Raw genomic sequence first — 18,179 nt, forward strand, 5'->3', positions numbered from 1 at the left:
CAACCATCATAAAACGCTGCAACACCGAATTTGCGCAGCACAGGGAAGGAAATCGCAATGAATATCGACATGCTTATCGGGGGCACCCCGACCCAATCGATCAGCAATGAAATGTTTGATCGCAAGAACCCCGTCACCGGCGAGGTGGTGACAACCGCACCGGCAGCCAAAAGTGGCGATGTCGACCTTGCAGTCAAGGCCGCGGCCGATGCGTTCAAAACCTGGTCGAAAACCGGCCCGTCGGAACGGCGCGCCATCCTGCTTAAGGTTGCCGAAGAATTTCAGGCTGCTGTTGCCGACTTCATGCAGATCGCCGCACAGGAAACCGGTGCAACCAAGGTCTGGCTTGGCTTCAATGTCAAAGTTGCATCGGGCATGATCCGCGAAGCTGCCGCCATGACCACCCAGCTCAAGGGTGAAGTCATTCCGACCGACAAGCCGGGATCACTTGCCATGTCAGTGCGCCGTCCGGTTGGTGTACTGGTGGGCATGGCACCCTGGAACGCGCCGATTATTCTGGCGGTGCGTGCAGTTGTCATGGCGATTGCCTGTGGCAATACCGTGGTGCTCAAGGCATCCGAACGCTGCCCGCATACCCACCGCCTGATTGCCGAAGTTTTCCAGCGCGGCGGGCTGCCCAAGGGGGTGCTTAATGTCATTACCCATTCCGCCGATGACGCGCCCGAGGTTGTCTCGGCCCTGATTGCCCATCCCGATGTTAAACGGATCAATTTCACCGGATCGACCCGGGTTGGACGCATCATTGCCGAACAGGCCGGCAAGCATCTTAAACCCGTGTTGCTTGAACTGGGTGGCAAGGCACCGCTGATTGTTCTTGAAGATGCCGATCTTGATGCCGCGGTTAATGCCGCCGCATTCGGGGCCTTCCTTAATCAGGGGCAAATCTGCATGTCGACCGAACGCATCATTGTCGATGACAGTATTGCGGATGAATTTGTCCGCCGCTTCGCCCAAAAGGCCAAATCCCTGACCTGCGGGGATGCCACCAAGCAGGATGTCATTCTGGGATCAGTCGTTGATCGCGACATCATCGATCGGGTGCGTCAACTGGTTGATGATGCGATGGGCAAGGGGGCTGTCATTGCATCGGGCGGCGTTCCTGATGACAGCACCATCATGCCCGCAACCATTGTCGACAAGGTCACACCGGATATGGACATCTACCGGGATGAAAGTTTCGGTCCGGTTGTCGCGGTGCTGCGTGCCCGCGATGCCGATCACGCCATCGAGCTGGCAAATGACAATGCCTATGGCCTGTCGGCATCGGTGTTCGGATCGGATATCACCCGGGCGATGCGTGTCGCCGACGCCATTGAATCGGGTATCTGCCATATCAATGGCCCGACGGTTGCGGACGAAGCCCAGATGCCATTTGGCGGGGTGAAGGCATCGGGCTACGGCAAGTTCGGCAGTTTGCAGGGTATGGAACAGTTCACCGAACTGCGCTGGATCACCATCGAAGATCCCCATCAGCATTATCCGTTCTGACCTCCCCGGGCCTTATCGCCATGCTTCTGATCGGGTCAGGCACGTCTTGATCTGACCCGATCGATCCAGTTTGCCGGTTGCCGATCCGTATGGGCAACCGACCCCTTTTCGCCACCTCATCGCAGCCAAGGATGCCAACGCATGCCATCTTCACTTAACGCCCGAAAATCCGGTGACTGGACAACCGTTCGCGAAGCAACCTTCGATTTCTTCCGTTCTGTCGGGGTCGATACGTTTTTTGGCAATCCGGGATCAACCGAGCTGGCCATGCTCGATCGCTGGCCGGAGGATATTCGCTATGTGCTGGGCCTGCATGAAGCATCGGTTGTTGGTATGGCTGACGGCTATGCGCGCGCCACCGGCAAGGCGGCCTTTGTCAATGTCCATTCGGCCGCCGGTCTCGGGCATGCACTTGGCAATGTCTATACGGCCTATCGCAACCGGGCGCCGATGGTGATCATTGCCGGTCAGCAATCGCGTGAACTGCTTCCCAATCAGCCATTTCTTGGTGCCAGCAATGCCGCCGATTTTCCAAAACCCTATGTAAAATACAGCATCGAACCCGCCCGGGCCGAAGACGTGCCTGCCGCCATTGCCCATGCCTACCGGATTGCGATGCAGCGCCCCTATGGTCCGACCTTTGTTTCAGTTCCTGCCGATGACTGGAACGTGCGGTGCAAACCGCTTGTCCCGCGCCAGATATCGTCGGTGACCGCCCCTGATCCGCGCATGATTTCCGATGCGGCCAATGCCATTTCATCTGCAAAATCGATTGCCTTTGTGGTTGGCGCTGAAGTTGACGAAGAAGGTGCGGGTGATGCGCTGGTTCGTCTGGTCGAACGTCTTCAGGCCCCGGTCTATGCCGCCCCCTTTGCTGCACGGGTTACATTCCCCGAACATCACGATCTGTTTGCCGGGTTCCTGCCCGCCGCCCCGGCCAAGGTTTCAAGCACCCTGACCAAATATGATCTGGTGATTGCTGTCGGGGCACCGGTCTTTACCTATCACGTGCCCGGCCCGTCCGATCTGCTCGACAGTGACACCACGATCATTCATCTGACCACCGATCCCGATGCCGCATCTTCGGCCCCGCTTGGTACCAGCATCGTCGGAAGTCTTGCATTCGGGTTACCGATGCTGGCTGATCTGATTGATGTCCGCCCGGCACGCAGCGAACCTTTTGCCCGCCCGAAACCGGTTATTCCGGATCGCGGCACGCATATTTCGCCTGATTATTTCCTGCATCGCCTTGGGCAGGAAATGATCGACGATACGGTTCTGTTTGAAGAAACCCCATCCGTGCGCCCCGCTTTGCAGGATCATGTCCGTATTGCGAACTGGAACCGCTTCTTTACCATGGCCAGCGGCGGGCTTGGTTATGGCCTGCCCGGTGCGGTCGGCTTCGGGCTTGCCCAACCCGATCAAAAGGTCGTCTGCCTGATCGGCGACGGGTCATTCATGTATTCGCCCCAGGCCCTTTGGACTGCGGTTCAGCATGATCAGGATCTTGCGGTAATTATCCTTAATAACGGGGGCTATGGCGCGATGCGATCCTTTAGCAAGGTTTTGCAGGTGCGCGACGTGCCGGGGATCGAACTTCGGGGACTTGATTTTGTCGAACTTGCACGCGGCATGGGCTGCCCGGCCGAACGCGTAACGTCATCTGATGAGTTTGATGCCCGGTTTGCGTCCTTCATGGCGCAAAGCGGTCCGCGGCTTCTTGAAGTCGTCATCGATCCGGAAATCCAGATTTTGTATTAGCCCCGCGTCGCAAAACCGCGCAAACCATTCCCCATGTTCAAACCGCCGGTAATCCCATGCCCAATGCCAAACTTTATGTCGATCACAGCGTCTGGAGCGAAAATCAGGCCGAATTGCACGGATCATTGCCCAAACTTCGCGATATCCTGTGCCAGCGGCTGAATGTTGCCCCGAACGCCTGTCAATTGGCGCTGATCCCGGTTTACGGTCTTGCCGATCAGCCCGCCATCAATATCGAATTGCATATCATGCCCCATCCCGAGCGCACCCGGGATCTGCTTGAAACCCTTGGCGGGGATCTTCAAGACATGATCGGGGATCGGGCCGGTTGCCCGTGTGCTGTGCGCATCGCGACCCTTGACCGGCAAACTTATGTTGCGTTGAAATAGCACCAAACCCGCCGCACCACACATCTGATAACCGCCTGCTGTCCCGGTGATGGCAGGCGGTAATTTCAGGAATCCCGGCCATTGCACGATCATCAAGGTTTCGCACAGTTTAACTATGAAAATGCGAAGCATTCCTATATGAAGAAGGGGCCACTTTTTCCTTGGAATCCCCTTGATGATCAATGAATTCTTTTCCTATTACCTGCCCCATAAACGCCTGTTCATGCTTGATTTCGGCTGCGCGGTTCTGTCGGGCGTCCTTGCGCTTGGATTTCCGGTCGCGGTTGCCGGTTTCGTCGATGTGTTGCTGCCCAAACAGGACTGGTTTCTGATTGTTCTTGCCGCAATCGGCTTGCTGATTGTCTATGTCATCAATACCGGTCTGATGGCAGTTGTCACCTATTGGGGGCATGTGCTGGGCATTACCATTGAAACGGAAATGCGCCGGCGTGCCTTTGATCATCTGCAAAAGCTGTCTTTCCGGTTCTATGACAACCAGAAAACCGGCCATCTGGTCGCCCGCGTGACCAAGGATCTCGAAGAAATCGGCGAAGTCGCCCATCACGGTCCCGAGGACCTGTTTGTCGCGGTAATGACCTTTATCGGTGCGCTGATCCTGATGTTCATGGTGCATGTACCACTTGCACTGATTGCCATGACCATTGCCCCGTTGATCATGTGGCTGGTGGTGCGGTTTGGCGGCGATATGACCCGCAACTGGCAAAGCCAGTTTGGCCGGGTGCGCGCCTTCAACGCCCGGATCGAGGAAAATGTTGGCGGTGTTCGCGTTGTGCGTGCCTTTGCCAACGAAGAACATGAACGCGCCCTGTTCCACAAGGACAACGAACAATATCGCACCGTCAAACTTCAGGCCTATGCCATCATGGCGATTAGTCTTGCCATCAATTATCTGGGCATGCGCATTGTCCAGGTGGTGATCCTGCTGGCCGGGACCTATTACGTCGTGACCGGCGGGCTGAGCATCGGCGGTTTTGTCGGGTTCCTGCTGCTGGTCAATGTGTTTTATCAGCCGCTTGAAAAGATCGCGGCCGTTGTTGAAACCTATCCCAAGGGCATTGCCGGTTTCCGCAATTATCAGGAATTGATGGCGACCGAGCCCGACATTATCGACCGGCCGACCGCACGTGATGACATTGTTTTGCGGGGCAATCTGGTGTTTGAAAATGTCGATTTCGGCTATAGCCCCGATCGCACCATCCTCAACAATATCAATATCGCGATCGAAGCCGGCGAAACCGTGGCCTTTGTCGGCCCGTCCGGGGCGGGGAAAACCACCCTGTGTTCGCTGGTGCCGCGCTTTTACGATGTCACTGGTGGCCGCATCATGATTGATGGCTGCGATATCCGTGACATCACCATGAAATCCCTGCGTCAACAGATCGGCATCGTGCAACAGGACGTCTTCCTGTTTGCCGGAACCCTGCGCGAAAATATCGCCTATGGCCGCCTGACAGCCAGCGATGATGAAATCGTCGATGCAGCACGCCGGGCGCGACTGGATGATCTGATTGCGACCCTGCCCGACGGGATTGATACCGTGATTGGTGAACGCGGGGTCAAGCTTTCCGGCGGTCAGAAACAGCGCGTTGCGATTGCCCGGATTTTCCTTAAAAACCCGCCGATCCTGATCCTGGACGAAGCAACTTCGGCCCTTGATACCGAAACCGAACGCGCCATCCAGCAATCGCTTGATGAACTGGCACAGGGGCGCACGACCCTGGTCATTGCCCACCGCCTTGCTACCATCCGCAATGCCAATCGCATCGTTGTCATCACCCAAGACGGCATCGCCGAACAGGGTAGCCACGATGCCCTTCTGGCCAAAGACGGGGCCTATCGCCGCCTGCATGATGCACAGTCCCTGACGACCGGCGGCGACAGCACCCTTAAACGGGCATAAGCCCCTGAAAAAACCAATCCGATCAGGCCGCTTCACCATCCCGAAGCGGCCTGATGACCTGCACCAGCGGTCGTCCGTCGCAATCAAGGGTCACACGTGTTTCCACACGGTAAACCCGTGCCAGGTTCGCAGGCGTCAGGACATGTTTCGGATCGCCAGATGCAATGATCTTTCCCCCGTGCAACAGCACGATCTGGTCGCAATAGCGCGCCGCAAGATCAAGATCATGCAACGCCGCAACAACCACACCACCCCGATCCGAAAGCCGTTCACGCACCAGATCAAGCACCACCATCCGCCAGTGCAGATCAAGTGCCGATGTCGGTTCATCAAGTAACAAGACATCCGGATCACGCATCAGCGCAAGCGCCAATCCAACCAGCTGCCGCTTGCCGCCGGACAAGGTATGCAAGGGCGACAACGCAAATTCCGAAAGCCCGAGCCGGGCAAAAATGCCTTCGATCTGATCGGCCAGTTCGCGGTCCGAAACATCAAGATCAAGCGCGCGTGCCGTGCTCCACATCAATTCGGTCGGCAAAAGCGCCGACGGGTTTGGCGGCGATTGCGGCATGCTGGCCAACCTGTGATGCCATCCGTCATGGCCCATGTCGGCACGGGTCCGCCCATCAATCGTGATGTGCCCGGTCGTGCTTTTTTCCCCGGAAAGACAACGCATCAGGGTCGATTTCCCCGACGCGTTCGGCCCCAAAAGACCAAGAACCTCGTTATCGTTCAGGGTCGGAAGATCAACCAGATCAAGAACCGTGACCTGACCATATTTTGCCGTGATACCGGTTGCACCAAATACCGTCATGCCCGATGCCTCCGCCCGGATAAAAGACCAAGAAACACCGGAACCCCGACAACTGCTGTCAGAATACCGACCGGAATGATCACACCGGGGATCAGCGCCTTTGACAGGAATGACGCACATGACAGGATCAAGGCCCCGCACAATGCCGAACCAGGCACCAGCATCCGATGATCCTCGCCCAGCAACAGTCGCGCAATATGGGGCCCGACCAAGCCGATAAAACCGATTGCGCCGACAAAACAAACCGCGAATGCCGCAAGTACCGACACCCGCAATATCACCCACATGCGCAATCGACCGACATTGATCCCCATGCTGCGTGCGTGCGCCTCACCACCGCGCAACAATGTCATCACCCAGACATGGCGCAATGAAAATGGCAGGACACACACAAAACACGCACTGACAAGCCCGACCTCAATCCAGCCCGCCCGCGTAAGGTTGCCGATGGTCCAGAAAACGATCTGTGCAATCGCTTCTGCACTGGCCAGATATTGCAAACCCGCGGTCAGCGCATTGCACAGAAACACCAGCGCAATCCCGAACAGGACCACCGTTTCGCGTGCCCCGTTCGACCATCGCACAATCATCAGGATCAAGGCCCCCGATCCAAGCGCAAAGACCATCGCCATCACCGGAAGAACCGCTGTCTCGCCCACCAATGGCACGACCGGAACCACAACAATCGCAAGACTTGCGCCCAATACCGCGGCAGATGACACGCCAAGCGTGAACGGACTGGCCAGCGGGTTATCGAGAATGGTCTGGGTTTCAATCCCCGCCAGTCCAAGGGCCGCCCCGACCGCAAGCGCAATCAACGCATCGGGCAGGCGCACATCCCACAAAATGATGCGCGGCCTCAGATCAAGCTGATCGGGCCAGAAAAGCCCGGTCACAATATCGCCAAAACCAAGCCCCGCCGGGCCCGCCCACAGATCCAGCGCAAGCATGGCAACAAGCCCGATTGCAAGCCCCGCCACCGTCAGAACCCGCCGTTTCTGGATGGTTCCGAAACGCTGATAAAGCGACGTTTCCCCGACACTCATTTCTGATGATCAACCGTTGCGCTGTAAACGCCGTTCAATTCGAATGGCAGCCACTTCTCATAGATTTCGGTCAAGGTATCGACCGGATCGATATCGGTAAAAAGATCGGGATGGATCCATTTGGCAAAGGCTTCGAGTGCGACGATATTGAACGGAGAATTATAGAAATTGTGCCATATGCTGTGCGCCCGGCCGTTTCGAACCGCATCAAGGGCGGCAAATTCCGGTGCGGACAAATAGCGCGTCAAACTTTCAGACGCCGTTTCGCGCGTCATGCCCGGGCCAAGTGCGACCGGTTCTGCACCGGCAATGAATTCCTCATAGATGCCCGACGCCGTCCCGATCCACACATCGGGGTTTTCAACCAGAAGAAACTCGGCTGTATGTTGTGCTGTGGGTCCGGGGGCAACCGCATCGGCAATATTAAGCCCGCCTGCAATCCCGACAAACGGACCAAGCATCCCGTCAGCCATCCCCCAGCAGCATTCATACCGCCCCGGATGGGCTTGCAAGAATACGGTCGGCCGGGTTTTGGCCGTCGCGACACGCTGTTTGATCAGGTCAAAGCGTTGCTGATAAAATGCACTATATTCCGCGGCCCGCTTTTCCGCGCCCAAAAGTTGTCCCAGCAATTTGACCGACGGCAATGTGTTATGCAGCGGGTCGGCCCGGAAATCGATGAAAACGATCTTCGTTCCCGCTGCGGTCAGCTGATCAATCAGTTCGGCATTCTTTGCACCGGGCCCATGATCATTCAGGCCGAAAATCGCAAGTTCCGGGGCAAGATCAATGATCTTTTCCACCGAAATGCTGTCTTCGTTGCGCCCCCCGAACAGCGGAATATCAGCAGCCCGCGGAAAGCGTTCATAAAGCTGGGTTTCAAGTCCGGGATGGGTCCAGCTCAGCGGTGTCATCATACCGACAATCCCGGCAACCGGATCATCGGGGCGCAACAATGCCAGCAACGGAATATAGCGTCCCTCGCTAATTACCAGGCGCGTGACCGGCAATTCGATACTGACCTTGCGCCCGGCAAGATCGGTGACCTCGATCGTTTCGGCGCGCGCAGTCGTCATCGCCACGATCAAGAAGAACAGAACAGATAAGGATTTCAGAACAACTGTCATGATCCACCCTTGAAATAGCAAAATCCGGGGCAGCAAACGCTGCCCCGGCAAGACCGGTTATCTTTTGGCAAGATCAGAACTGTGCTTTTGCCATCAGCAGGAACGAACGACCCGGCTCATAAAGCGGGACCACATTGGTGAAGTCCTGCCCATAGCTTCCGCGATCGGCATATTCTTCATCAAAAATGTTGTTGGCTTCGATCCGGAGTGTCAGGTAATCGGCCGCTTCGGGCTTGTATTCGGCATAAAGCCCGACAACTTCATAGGCTTCCTGGGCTGTGCCACCGGCATCGGCGGTATCGGTGTTTTTCAACGCCGCATCAATCGTGCCCCCGATGGTCAGGTTAATGCCTTCGATCATATGGGCTGCTTCAAGGGCAATGACCCGACCCAGCGGCGCACCAAGATACTGTGTGCCATCTGAATCCGCCGGGCTGCCATTCAGGGTGATTTCACTGTCGGTATAGGTTACCCGCGCAAAGCCCGGACCCCAGTTATATCCGGCACCAAGGTTATAGCCCCGGGTTTCGAAATCAACGACGACCGACGGTCCGGTGCTCCAGCCCGGATCACGCGCATTGTCAAATGTGCTGCGGAAAATACCGGCATTGAACGAAAACCCTTCATGCTGAACTTCAAAGCCGGTGGTGTAGTTTTCCGCACGGACCGGTTTGACGCCCTTGCTGTAATCCCAGGCCGGGTTCATCACATAGTTTTCCGCCAGTGCAATACCGCCCCAGACATTGGAATAACCGGCATTGATGGTCAGGAACTCGGTGACATCAACCGCGGCGGCGACATTGCCGCTCAGCCCTTCATTTTCAATTTCGGTGCCGTCAAGACCGACAAATTTCTGGCTGTCGCTGCGCAAACCAAAGGACAGACGCAGCGGATCAAGCGGCTGAAGACGTGCCTGGGCATATCCACCGAAATTGGTCGCCTCTTCCTCGCGGTCTGACGTCGGGCCGTCATATTCGGCCGTGTCGTGATAGAAATCGACACCGGTCGTAATCGTATCGCGTTCCGACAGGTTGAAATCATTTTCAAACTTGCCGGAAAAACTGCCGGTGGTTCCACGACCCTGTTCGGTCAGCGGCGCGTACAGATAGGTCTCGCTATAGGCAAGAACCGCCTTGGGATCCCAAAGACCATCTGCACCGTTTTGTCCGTAATTGAAGGTAAAGTTGCGCCGGCGCATATCATAGCCAAGCTCGTCTGGCTGATTGCGGTTGGTCAGATCCGTCATGTTCGCACGGTACGGACGACGTGCACGGTCGCGTACCTGTTCGCCGGAAAATTCAAACCGGTGACCGCTTTGTGCTTCATAGGCCGACTTGATCAGCCCGGATCGCATATCGGCTTCGGTACCGGGAACCTGATCGCCGTTACCTGCCTCGTAATCATCGCCCTTGGCCCATTTGAAATAGCCAAGAAGCTCAAAACCACCGGCACGGCCATAGGACGCCAGATCGTTGGTAAAGGTTTCACCATTGGTGTCGTAGCTGGCCTTTGCAAACCCGCCAAGCGAACGACCCGGTTCCAGCACATCGGCAACATCGACGGTCTCATAGACAATCGCACCACCAAGTGCCGCCGGTCCGGCATCTGCCGGGGCAACGCCGGGATCAACACGTGCGGCCTTAAGCAGGCTTGGGTCGATCAGGTTGGTACCGCTGTGGTGGAAAACCTTGTTGTTCTGACGCGCACCATCAATGCTGATGGCAAGATTGGTTTCCTCGATCGCGTTGACATAAAGTTTCTGGTTCAATGGCACCGATCCACCAACCGACACGGCGGACTGCCCGGCAAACACGTCCTTGACGTCTTGGGGATTGCGACGTTCAAAATCCTCGGGCGTGACATAGATCGACTGTGCGCGGTCTGCCGCGCCAATGTGGTCATCGGTATGGGTATTTGCCTCAACCAGGATCGGGCTGAGCGATGTCGCACCATCCGAATCACCTTGTGCGGTACTGACGATGGTGATCGCCCCATTCGATCCGATCCGATAGGAAAGCCCGGTTCCGGCGAGAAGACGCTGCAACGCATCTTCGGTGCGCAGATCCCCCGAAACACCCGGCGTTTGCACACCGCGTACCAGATCACCATTTGCAGAAACCTGGACACCGGCCTGCTGGCCGAACAGTGCCAGCGCATCGGCAAGCAATTGACGTTCGATGTCAAAGCTGCGAACGGCGTCGGCCTGTGCAATTTCCTGGTTTGAAATTTCCTGATTTTTCTCCGTCGCTGGCAGGCCGGATGCTTTTGCCTCTGTGGCCATCCCCTGAAGTGCCAGCATTGACAGCGCGGTCGTCACCGCAAGGCGATTTCGCCAGTTCCCCTTAACGACCGACAACTGAACCCCCATCATCAATATTCTCCGCTTGGTATGTTTTACATTCCGGTGAAATGCAAATGCGACTTAAATTCACCATCTAACCAAGCAACGATGCGGGCGTTCTCGATTTTCAAATTTATTTTCGTCTTTTTACGAAAAAAACGCGCAAGCCCCTGTTTTATCGGCGGGAAATCACCATCAGCCACGGCGAAATTTCGCGAATTTCTGCCCCTTGGGCATCGGCCATGACCTGCAGGGCGGCCTTCGGATTTTGCAGATCATAAATCCCGGTCAGCAGCTTTTGCGCCAAATCGGCATCCGAAATCACCACCCATCCATCATAATAGCGGTCAACCGTTTCAACCATTTCGGCAAAGGCGCGATCCTTGGCGATCAACTGACCGTTTCGCCATGCCCCGACCAGTGCCGGCGACAGAGATTGCCGCGTCACATCTCCGTCGGGACCAATATGGGCAACATCCCCGGCCAGCAATTCAGCCCCGTCCCCCAGCGCGTCGCCATCAACGCGCACACGCCCATGTTCGACGGCAACATCAACACCATAATCGCTGCTGCGCACATTGAACGCGGTTCCCAGAACCGTGGTCCTAATACCTTGCGCTTGCACCGTGAACGGGCGTTCCGTCATCGGGACAACCTCAAAGAACGCCTCCCCGTCAAGCAAGGTCACCTGACGATCCGTTGAAAAATCAAATGCCACCGCACTTTCCGGCCCAAGATGCAGTCTTGATCCATCCGGCAGGGTATAAATCCCGGTTTCGTGGGTTGCGGTCGCATAATCCGCTTCAAACTGTGTCAGCCAGCCGGGCATCAGCACCACCAGCAAACAGGCCGCCAATACCGCAACCGACATGCCGATGAAAGTGCGCGACCGCGCAAATGACCGCCGTGTGCACTCCGGTGATGCCGGGCTGATCCGGGCCACCCTATCCCTGCTGACGGCACCGGCGTGATCTGCCGGGCGCAACTGGCGCGCGGGTGAAATCCTGTCCTGTTGCGGGGTTTTGTCCTGCTGATGCAGTTCCCATTCCGCGCTATGGACCGGTACTGTCATTTCAAGCATCTGCCAGACGCGCAGGGTCTCATCCCAGTCGGCACGGTTTTGCGCACTGGCTTTTAGCCATTCATCATGTTCGCGGCGCAAGGTCGCGTTGCCCGGGTCCTCGGACAGGCGGGCGATCCATTCACTTGCAGAACCGGGATGGGTCAATTCCGTCATGGCGTTGTGTCTCTCCATGTGTCAACAGGACACAAGGCACCTTTTTGGTGCTGTTTGCGGGTATCTTTCATGTCCTGGCACATTTTTATTTCTCTCCTGTCCAATAAACGAATGGCACCCTTCGGATTTTCAAATTTTCCGACAGATTTTCCTCGTCTATCTCCCTTTTGCCAGAAACAGTTTGCAGTGTTCGATCGCATCAACAACAAGCGAATGCGCAGTTCCGATAGAAACATCAAGGCGTTGGGCGATTTCCGCATACTTGCATCCGCCAAACCGATGCATCTCAAGTGCAATGCGCGATTTTTCCGGCAACTCGGCCAATGCCTTTTCCAGAAGACGCAATTCACCGCGTGCAATTGCCTTTTCTTCGGGATCGGGGGTGTCTTCGGCGACCATTTCCGCTGATGCTGTGCCATCCCCGTGGATCAGGGCATTTTCCCGACCGATCCGGCGACGGCCATCAATGGCAAGATTGCGAACAATACGGAAAATATAACCAACCGGTTCGTCCAGCTTGGCATCGAGTTTGACCTGCTGGGCGCGTTCGAGCCGAAAATAGGCATCCTGCACAATGTCTTCGGCCAAGGCCTGATCACCAACGATTGCGCGCGCATACTTCACCAGTTCATGCCGACGGGCAATGAACACGGTCAGAAGTTCGTTATCGCACAGGGTCGCAACCATTCCACAAACCAGTCAAACATCGCGATCAAAAGCGATTGCGAATTGTTTGCATTTACGCGGAATATGCAGGGCTGTCAAATCGCCAATATCTGGCAATGCTGATTAATCGATCCGGATTTTCAGATTTTCTGTCTGCTGAACGGGCCCTGTATCACCCGCCAACCGGGTGCACAAAGCCACCATCCAAGCCACAGAAACCGCCAATGATCCGGCATCTTGGCACTATTTCAGTGCCCCGGCATTTTACGGACCGATGGCATCACGATCAGCACACCTGACACATGACGATTGTCACGCACCCGACCTGCAACGCTTTGCCATCGTCGGAAATCAAACGGGCCGTCGTACCAATGGCAACGGCCAAGGAAACTGATACCGGCATTTGCAGCAAATCAGATGGCCGAATGCATGCGGTAGCCCGGCGCAAAAAGCAATCTGGCCGACGTGATCCCGGCGTCATTTTCCCAGGTGGTCCGCTCCATCAGAAACAGGGGCGCGCCGGCATGGGTGCGCAAAATCTTTGCTTCCAGTTCGGATGCCAGCACGGCGGAAAATGATATATCCCCCTTGGTGTACGGGGCATGCAGAACCAACCATTCATTGGCACTGATCTTTGACAGATCGGCATCGACGATTTCCGGAACGGTGTCGATCGATACCCAGCGTTCTTCAAACATATAGGGTTTGCCATCGGCCAGATGCAGCGACGAAATATGGAGCATGTCGCTTTTGGCACTGACGCCAAGATTGGCGCAGATTTCCGGAGTCGGTGTGCGGCGTTCACTCAGAAGCAGGCCATAGCCGTATTTCTGTCCACGACCTTCGATTTCAAGACGGATGACCGGAATATCAAGCTTTGCACGACGGACCGGATGGGTGGCAACCCGTGTGCCTGCCTTGCGCCTGCGATCAAGGAATCCTTCGGCGGCCAGTTCGCGCAGCGCCCGGTTCACCGTGGCACGCGCGCAACCCAGCTGTTCGGCAAGTTCGACTTCCTTGGGGATCTGATCGCCGGGCTTCCATTCGCGTGTATGGATGCGGCGCAAAACCTCATCATGGACCGATTGCCAGTTTGTCTGTTCCGAAGCGCTCACACCACTTCCTTGAGTTGTTCCATCACCTTGCGATACCGGTTGGTGATCGTGTCATGGGCGATGTGGCGGCCTTCGGTCACGACATGGCGACCGGCCGACCAGACATCACGCACCATGCGATCATCTCCGGCAAAGATATATGTATCGAGGATCGTATCGCCTTTCCGGCCGATCAGGTCAACAGCCGAGCCATCCAGCGCCATCAGATCGGCCAGTGCACCAATCTCGATCCGTCCGCAATCGCGCCCGGCAGCACGTGCGCCGCCCTGTGCCACCGCATCATACAAGCGCCGTCCGGTGGATTTTTCCGGTGTTGCCAGGGCCGCACGGGATTTGTCGCGCAGGCGCTGACTGTAATCGAGTGTCCGCAATTCTTCCGAAAGCGAAATCCGGATGTTGGAATCCGATCCGACCCCAATCACCCCGCCGGCCCCCAGATAACGCACACCGTCAAAGATACCGTCGCCAAGGCTGCTTTCGGTGATCGGACAAAGCCCCGCCACAGCACCGGTCTTTGCCAGGCCAAGGGTTTCATGTTCCTGCATCTGGGTGCAATGGATCAGGCACCAGTTTTCATTTACATCAGCATTTTCCAGAAGCCACTCGACCGGGCGCTTGCCCCAGGATGCTTCGACTTCTTCGACCTCGGCCACCTGTTCGGCCAGATGCATATGGATCGGGCCATCCTTGGAAAGCTTTGTGGTCGCAATCAGGTCTTCACGGCCAACTGCACGCAGTGAATGCGGGGCAACGCCAACGCGGGTATCGGCGGGCAAACCTTTAACCGCACGAACCGATTCCTCATACAATTTGGCGAACTGTTCGGGATCGTTGCCAAACCGGATCTGTCCGGCACCCAGCGGACGCTTGTCACAGCCCCCGAATTGATAATGAACCGGCAAAAGAGTCAGACCAATACCAGTAATATTTGCAGCCGCCGCAATGCGTTCGGCCATCTCGCCGATATTGTCATACAAATACCCGCCCGGACGGTGATGCAGATAATGGAATTCAGTATTATTGGCGTAACCAGCTTCCAGCATCTCCATCTGCACAAAGGCTGCGATCGCTTCGACATGATCAGGCGTCAGCTGATCAAGGAAGCGGAACATCAATTGTCGCCACGTCCAGAAGGTATCGCGCGGGTCCGGCCCGCGTTTTTCGGTCAGACCCGCCATCGAGCGTTGAAAGGCATGGCTATGAAGGTTGGCGACAGCGGGCAACAAAACCCCGACGCGATGATCGGCGGTCGATGCCAGTTCGGGTGAATCGGCTTTAATATTGCTGATTTTGCCCGATTGATCGACCTCTACCGCGACGTCCTGCGCCCAGCCATTACTGGTAAGTGCCTGATTTGCCCAAAGAATCGTCATAATCCATACCCGTCTTGACAGAAATATTATGTGCAGACATATTATCGTTAATAACGGACTTATCAAGGGGTGATCCTTCGCATGCTGCTCAGAAATGCAAAAGTCGTCACAATCACGGATGATAATCGCTACGGACTGATTGAATGTGGTGCGATTGCCATTCAGGACGGCTTGATCGACTGGGTCGGCAGCAATGATGAAGTCCCCGCCAAATATCTTGAGCAAGCATCCCGCGACCTTGAAGGCCGCCTGATTACCCCGGCCCTGATTGATTGCCATACCCATGTGGTTTATGGCGGCAACCGCGCGGTTGAATTTGAAATGCGCCTTGAAGGGGCAAGCTACGAAGAAATCGCGCGTGCTGGCGGCGGCATTGTTTCAACCGTCACCGCCACCCGCCAGGCCGATGTGGACCAGCTCGTAAAAACCGCGCTGCCACGGGTTGATGCGCTTTTGGCCGAGGGTGTGTCGGTCATTGAAGTCAAATCGGGCTATGGCCTTGATCGTGACACCGAACTCAACATGCTGCATGCGGCCCGCAAAATCGCGACATTGCGTCCGGTCCGGATCAAAACCACCTTCCTTGGCGCCCATGCGACCCCGGCCGAATTCAAGGGCGAACCCGATCGCTATATTGACGAGGTCTGCATCCCCGCCCTGCGCGCCGCCCACGCAGAAGGGCTGGTTGATGCGGTTGACGGGTTCTGCGAAGGCATTGCCTTTAACACCGATCAGATCAAACGCGTATTTGACGTTGCGCGCGAACTTGGCATTCCGGTCAAGCTCCATGCCGAACAGCTTTCCAACATCGGCGGCACCAGACTGGCCGCCGAATATGGTGCGATTTCAATCGACCATGTTGAATATGCCAACGAAGACGACGCCAGGGCGATGGCAAAATCGGGATCGGTTGCCGTCCTGTTGCCCGGTGCATTTTACACCCTGCATGAAACCCGGTTGCCGCCGATTGCCGATTTTCGCAAGCACGGCGTGCCGATGGCAGTTGCCACCGACTGCAATCCGGGCACATCGCCATTGATGTCGATCCTTCTGACCATGAACATGACCTGCACCCTGTTCCGCCTGACCCCGGAAGAGGCACTTTGCGGTACGACCAAACATGCCGCAACCGCACTTGGCCTTTCCGATACCGGACAGATCAAGGCGGGTCTTCGTGCCGATCTTGCCATCTGGGATATCGAACACCCGGCCGAGCTTTCCTATCGCATCGGGTTCAACCCGCTGTTTGAACGAATTTTCGGCGGCGAAACCGTCGCCCGCAAAGCCGAATAAGACAAACGAAACGCCCCACAACCTGTATTCGACAAGGATGCAAAATGACCGTAACCCTGACGCCCGCCGCAGCAACGCTTGCCGATCTTGAAAATATCTGGCGCAACCAGATTGCCGTCAAACTTGATCCGTCGGCAAAGGCCGGTGTCGAGGCCGCCAGCGACATGGTCCGTGACGCTGCCGAAGGCGAGGATGCGGTTTACGGGGTCAATACCGGGTTTGGCAAACTGGCATCGGTCAAGATTGCCGCCAAGGATACCGAAACCCTTCAACGCAACCTGATCCTGAGCCATTGCTGTGGCGTGGGTGAACCGCTTGATATCGCCACGACGCGCTTGATGATGGCGTTGAAATTGCTGTCACTTGGGCGTGGTGCATCGGGTGTGCGCTGGGACCTGATCGAACTGATCGAAGGCATGCTGGCAAGCGGTGTGACCCCGGTTGTCCCGTCGCAAGGATCGGTCGGCGCATCGGGCGATCTGGCCCCGCTGGCCCATATGGCCGCCGTCATGATCGGTGCGGGCGAAGCGGTCTATGATGGCCAAACCATGCCCGGTGCCGATGCCCTTGCCAAGGCTGGTCTGAACCCGGTTGTTCTGGGTGCGAAAGAAGGCCTTGCCCTGATCAACGGGACACAGTTTTCAACCGCCTGTGCATTGGTCGGGCTGTTTTCGGCATGGCGCAATGCCGCGAGTTCCATCGTCACCGCGTCACTTTCGACCGATGCGATCATGGGTTCGACCGCCCCGCTGGTTGATGAAATCCATACTCTTCGCGGTCATCCGGGTCAGATCAATGTGGCGCGTGCGATGCGCGATCTGATGGAAGGTTCGGAAATCCGCGAAAGCCACCGCGAAGGCGATACCCGCGTTCAGGACCCTTATTGTATCCGTTGCCAGCCGCAAGTCACCGGCGCAGCCATGGATTTGCTGCGCTTTGCCGGGCAGACGCTTGAGATCGAAGCCAATGCGGTTACCGATAACCCGCTGGTTCTGAAAGAAGACGGGCGCATTGTTTCGGGTGGGAACTTCCACGCCGAACCGGTGGCCTTTGCCGCCGATCAGATCGCCCTTGCCGTTGCCGAGATCGGCGCAATTGCCCAGCGTCGCGTGGCCCTGATGGTTGATCCGACGCTTTCGCATGATCTGCCGCCGTTTCTGACCCCGGAGCCGGGCCTGAATTCCGGTCTTATGATTGCCGAGGTCACAACGGCCGCCTTGATGAGTGAAAACAAACATCTTGCCAATCCGTGCTCAACCGACAGCACGCCCACCAGCGCCAATCAGGAAGACCATGTATCAATGGCCGCCCACGGCGCACGCCGTCTGGCAAAGATGAATGCCAATCTTTCCTATATCCTTGGCGTCGAGCTGATCTGTGCTGCACAGGGTGTTGAATTCAGAGCCCCGCTTAAAACCAGTGCCGGTCTTCAGAACGTCCTTAAAACCGTGCGCAAGGATATCCCGACCGTCAAGGAAGACCGCTATATGGCGCCTGATCTTGCCAGGGCGGCCGACCTTGTGACCGGGGGTGCGCTGGTTGCCGCAGCCAAACTGTCCGGCTTCGTGGTCGGGGAAGGTGCATAAC

General features: G+C 56.5%; 14 protein-coding genes. 6 read left to right on the forward strand and 8 right to left on the reverse strand.

Features of this window, described 5'->3' with window-relative positions:
• Positions 1-57: 57 nt before the first annotated feature.
• From SIB88_RS19335 to SIB88_RS19350, 4 genes are all read left to right on the forward strand, one after another.
• Positions 58-1,509 (forward strand): aldehyde dehydrogenase, encoded by a 1,452-nt coding sequence (locus SIB88_RS19335; RefSeq protein WP_412558840.1) that lies wholly within the window; start codon positions 58-60, stop codon positions 1,507-1,509.
• Between the two features lie 141 nt (positions 1,510-1,650).
• A complete protein-coding gene (gene mdlC, locus SIB88_RS19340) occupies positions 1,651-3,270 on the forward strand; it encodes a benzoylformate decarboxylase (protein WP_412558841.1) in 1,620 nt (539 codons plus the stop codon).
• A gap of 56 nt (positions 3,271-3,326) precedes the next feature.
• Entirely contained in the window at positions 3,327-3,659 is a 333-nt protein-coding gene (locus SIB88_RS19345; protein ID WP_412558842.1) for a hypothetical protein, read from the forward strand.
• 175 nt (positions 3,660-3,834) lie between these two features.
• Positions 3,835-5,580: an ABC transporter ATP-binding protein gene (locus tag SIB88_RS19350; protein ID WP_412558843.1), complete on the forward strand. Its 1,746-nt coding sequence runs from the start codon at positions 3,835-3,837 to the stop codon at positions 5,578-5,580.
• 22 nt (positions 5,581-5,602) lie between these two features.
• Here SIB88_RS19350 and SIB88_RS19355 read toward each other — a convergent pair whose 3' ends face one another.
• From SIB88_RS19355 to SIB88_RS19390, 8 genes are all read right to left on the reverse strand, one after another.
• Positions 5,603-6,394, reverse strand: coding sequence for an ABC transporter ATP-binding protein (locus tag SIB88_RS19355; RefSeq protein ID WP_412558844.1), 792 nt, complete (start codon positions 6,392-6,394; stop codon positions 5,603-5,605).
• Positions 6,391-7,440, reverse strand: coding sequence for a FecCD family ABC transporter permease (locus SIB88_RS19360; protein WP_412558845.1), 1,050 nt, complete (start codon positions 7,438-7,440; stop codon positions 6,391-6,393). Before SIB88_RS19360 ends, SIB88_RS19355 begins: the two co-directional genes overlap by 4 nt.
• Entirely contained in the window at positions 7,437-8,567 is a 1,131-nt protein-coding gene (locus tag SIB88_RS19365; protein WP_412558846.1) for an ABC transporter substrate-binding protein, read from the reverse strand. The genes SIB88_RS19360 and SIB88_RS19365 overlap by 4 nt, the downstream gene beginning before the upstream one ends.
• Positions 8,568-8,640: 73 nt before the next feature.
• Complete coding sequence (locus SIB88_RS19370) at positions 8,641-10,938, reverse strand: TonB-dependent receptor (protein WP_412558847.1); 2,298 nt, start codon at positions 10,936-10,938, stop codon at positions 8,641-8,643.
• A 145-nt stretch (positions 10,939-11,083) separates the two neighbouring features.
• Positions 11,084-12,145, reverse strand: coding sequence for a FecR family protein (locus tag SIB88_RS19375; protein WP_412558848.1), 1,062 nt, complete (start codon positions 12,143-12,145; stop codon positions 11,084-11,086).
• Between the two features lie 156 nt (positions 12,146-12,301).
• Positions 12,302-12,832, reverse strand: coding sequence for a sigma-70 family RNA polymerase sigma factor (locus SIB88_RS19380; protein WP_068518387.1), 531 nt, complete (start codon positions 12,830-12,832; stop codon positions 12,302-12,304).
• A gap of 392 nt (positions 12,833-13,224) precedes the next feature.
• Entirely contained in the window at positions 13,225-13,926 is a 702-nt protein-coding gene (locus tag SIB88_RS19385) for a GntR family transcriptional regulator (RefSeq protein ID WP_250280398.1), read from the reverse strand.
• Positions 13,923-15,299, reverse strand: coding sequence for a formimidoylglutamate deiminase (locus SIB88_RS19390; RefSeq protein ID WP_412558849.1), 1,377 nt, complete (start codon positions 15,297-15,299; stop codon positions 13,923-13,925). Before SIB88_RS19390 ends, SIB88_RS19385 begins: the two co-directional genes overlap by 4 nt.
• 81 nt (positions 15,300-15,380) lie before the next feature.
• On the opposite strand from SIB88_RS19390, the gene hutI reads away from it, so the two are divergent.
• Both hutI and hutH read left to right on the forward strand, forming a co-directional pair.
• Entirely contained in the window at positions 15,381-16,592 is a 1,212-nt protein-coding gene (hutI, locus tag SIB88_RS19395) for an imidazolonepropionase (protein WP_412558850.1), read from the forward strand.
• A gap of 44 nt (positions 16,593-16,636) precedes the next feature.
• Positions 16,637-18,178, forward strand: a complete 1,542-nt coding sequence (gene hutH / locus SIB88_RS19400) for a histidine ammonia-lyase (RefSeq protein ID WP_412558851.1) — start codon at positions 16,637-16,639, stop codon at positions 18,176-18,178.
• Position 18,179: the final 1 nt, after the last annotated feature.

The organism is Thalassospira sp. MIT121401, from assembly GCF_047125595.1.
GTDB lineage: Bacteria > Pseudomonadota > Alphaproteobacteria > Rhodospirillales > Thalassospiraceae > Thalassospira > Thalassospira povalilytica.

Excerpts from the sequence above, each read along its gene's own strand:
- SIB88_RS19335 (WP_412558840.1), top strand. The coding sequence starts at position 58 with ATGAATATCGACATGCTTATCGGGGGCACCCCGACCCAATCGATCAGC.
- mdlC (WP_412558841.1), top strand. The coding sequence starts at position 1,651 with ATGCCATCTTCACTTAACGCCCGAAAATCCGGTGACTGGACAACCGTT.
- SIB88_RS19345 (WP_412558842.1), top strand. The coding sequence starts at position 3,327 with ATGCCCAATGCCAAACTTTATGTCGATCACAGCGTCTGGAGCGAAAAT.
- SIB88_RS19350 (WP_412558843.1), top strand. The coding sequence starts at position 3,835 with ATGATCAATGAATTCTTTTCCTATTACCTGCCCCATAAACGCCTGTTC.
- SIB88_RS19355 (WP_412558844.1), bottom strand. The coding sequence starts at position 6,394 with ATGACGGTATTTGGTGCAACCGGTATCACGGCAAAATATGGTCAGGTC.
- SIB88_RS19360 (WP_412558845.1), bottom strand. The coding sequence starts at position 7,440 with ATGAGTGTCGGGGAAACGTCGCTTTATCAGCGTTTCGGAACCATCCAG.
- SIB88_RS19365 (WP_412558846.1), bottom strand. The coding sequence starts at position 8,567 with ATGACAGTTGTTCTGAAATCCTTATCTGTTCTGTTCTTCTTGATCGTG.
- SIB88_RS19370 (WP_412558847.1), bottom strand. The coding sequence starts at position 10,938 with ATGATGGGGGTTCAGTTGTCGGTCGTTAAGGGGAACTGGCGAAATCGC.
- SIB88_RS19375 (WP_412558848.1), bottom strand. The coding sequence starts at position 12,145 with ATGACGGAATTGACCCATCCCGGTTCTGCAAGTGAATGGATCGCCCGC.
- SIB88_RS19380 (WP_068518387.1), bottom strand. The coding sequence starts at position 12,832 with ATGGTTGCGACCCTGTGCGATAACGAACTTCTGACCGTGTTCATTGCC.
- SIB88_RS19390 (WP_412558849.1), bottom strand. The coding sequence starts at position 15,299 with ATGACGATTCTTTGGGCAAATCAGGCACTTACCAGTAATGGCTGGGCG.
- hutI (WP_412558850.1), top strand. The coding sequence starts at position 15,381 with ATGCTGCTCAGAAATGCAAAAGTCGTCACAATCACGGATGATAATCGC.
- hutH (WP_412558851.1), top strand. The coding sequence starts at position 16,637 with ATGACCGTAACCCTGACGCCCGCCGCAGCAACGCTTGCCGATCTTGAA.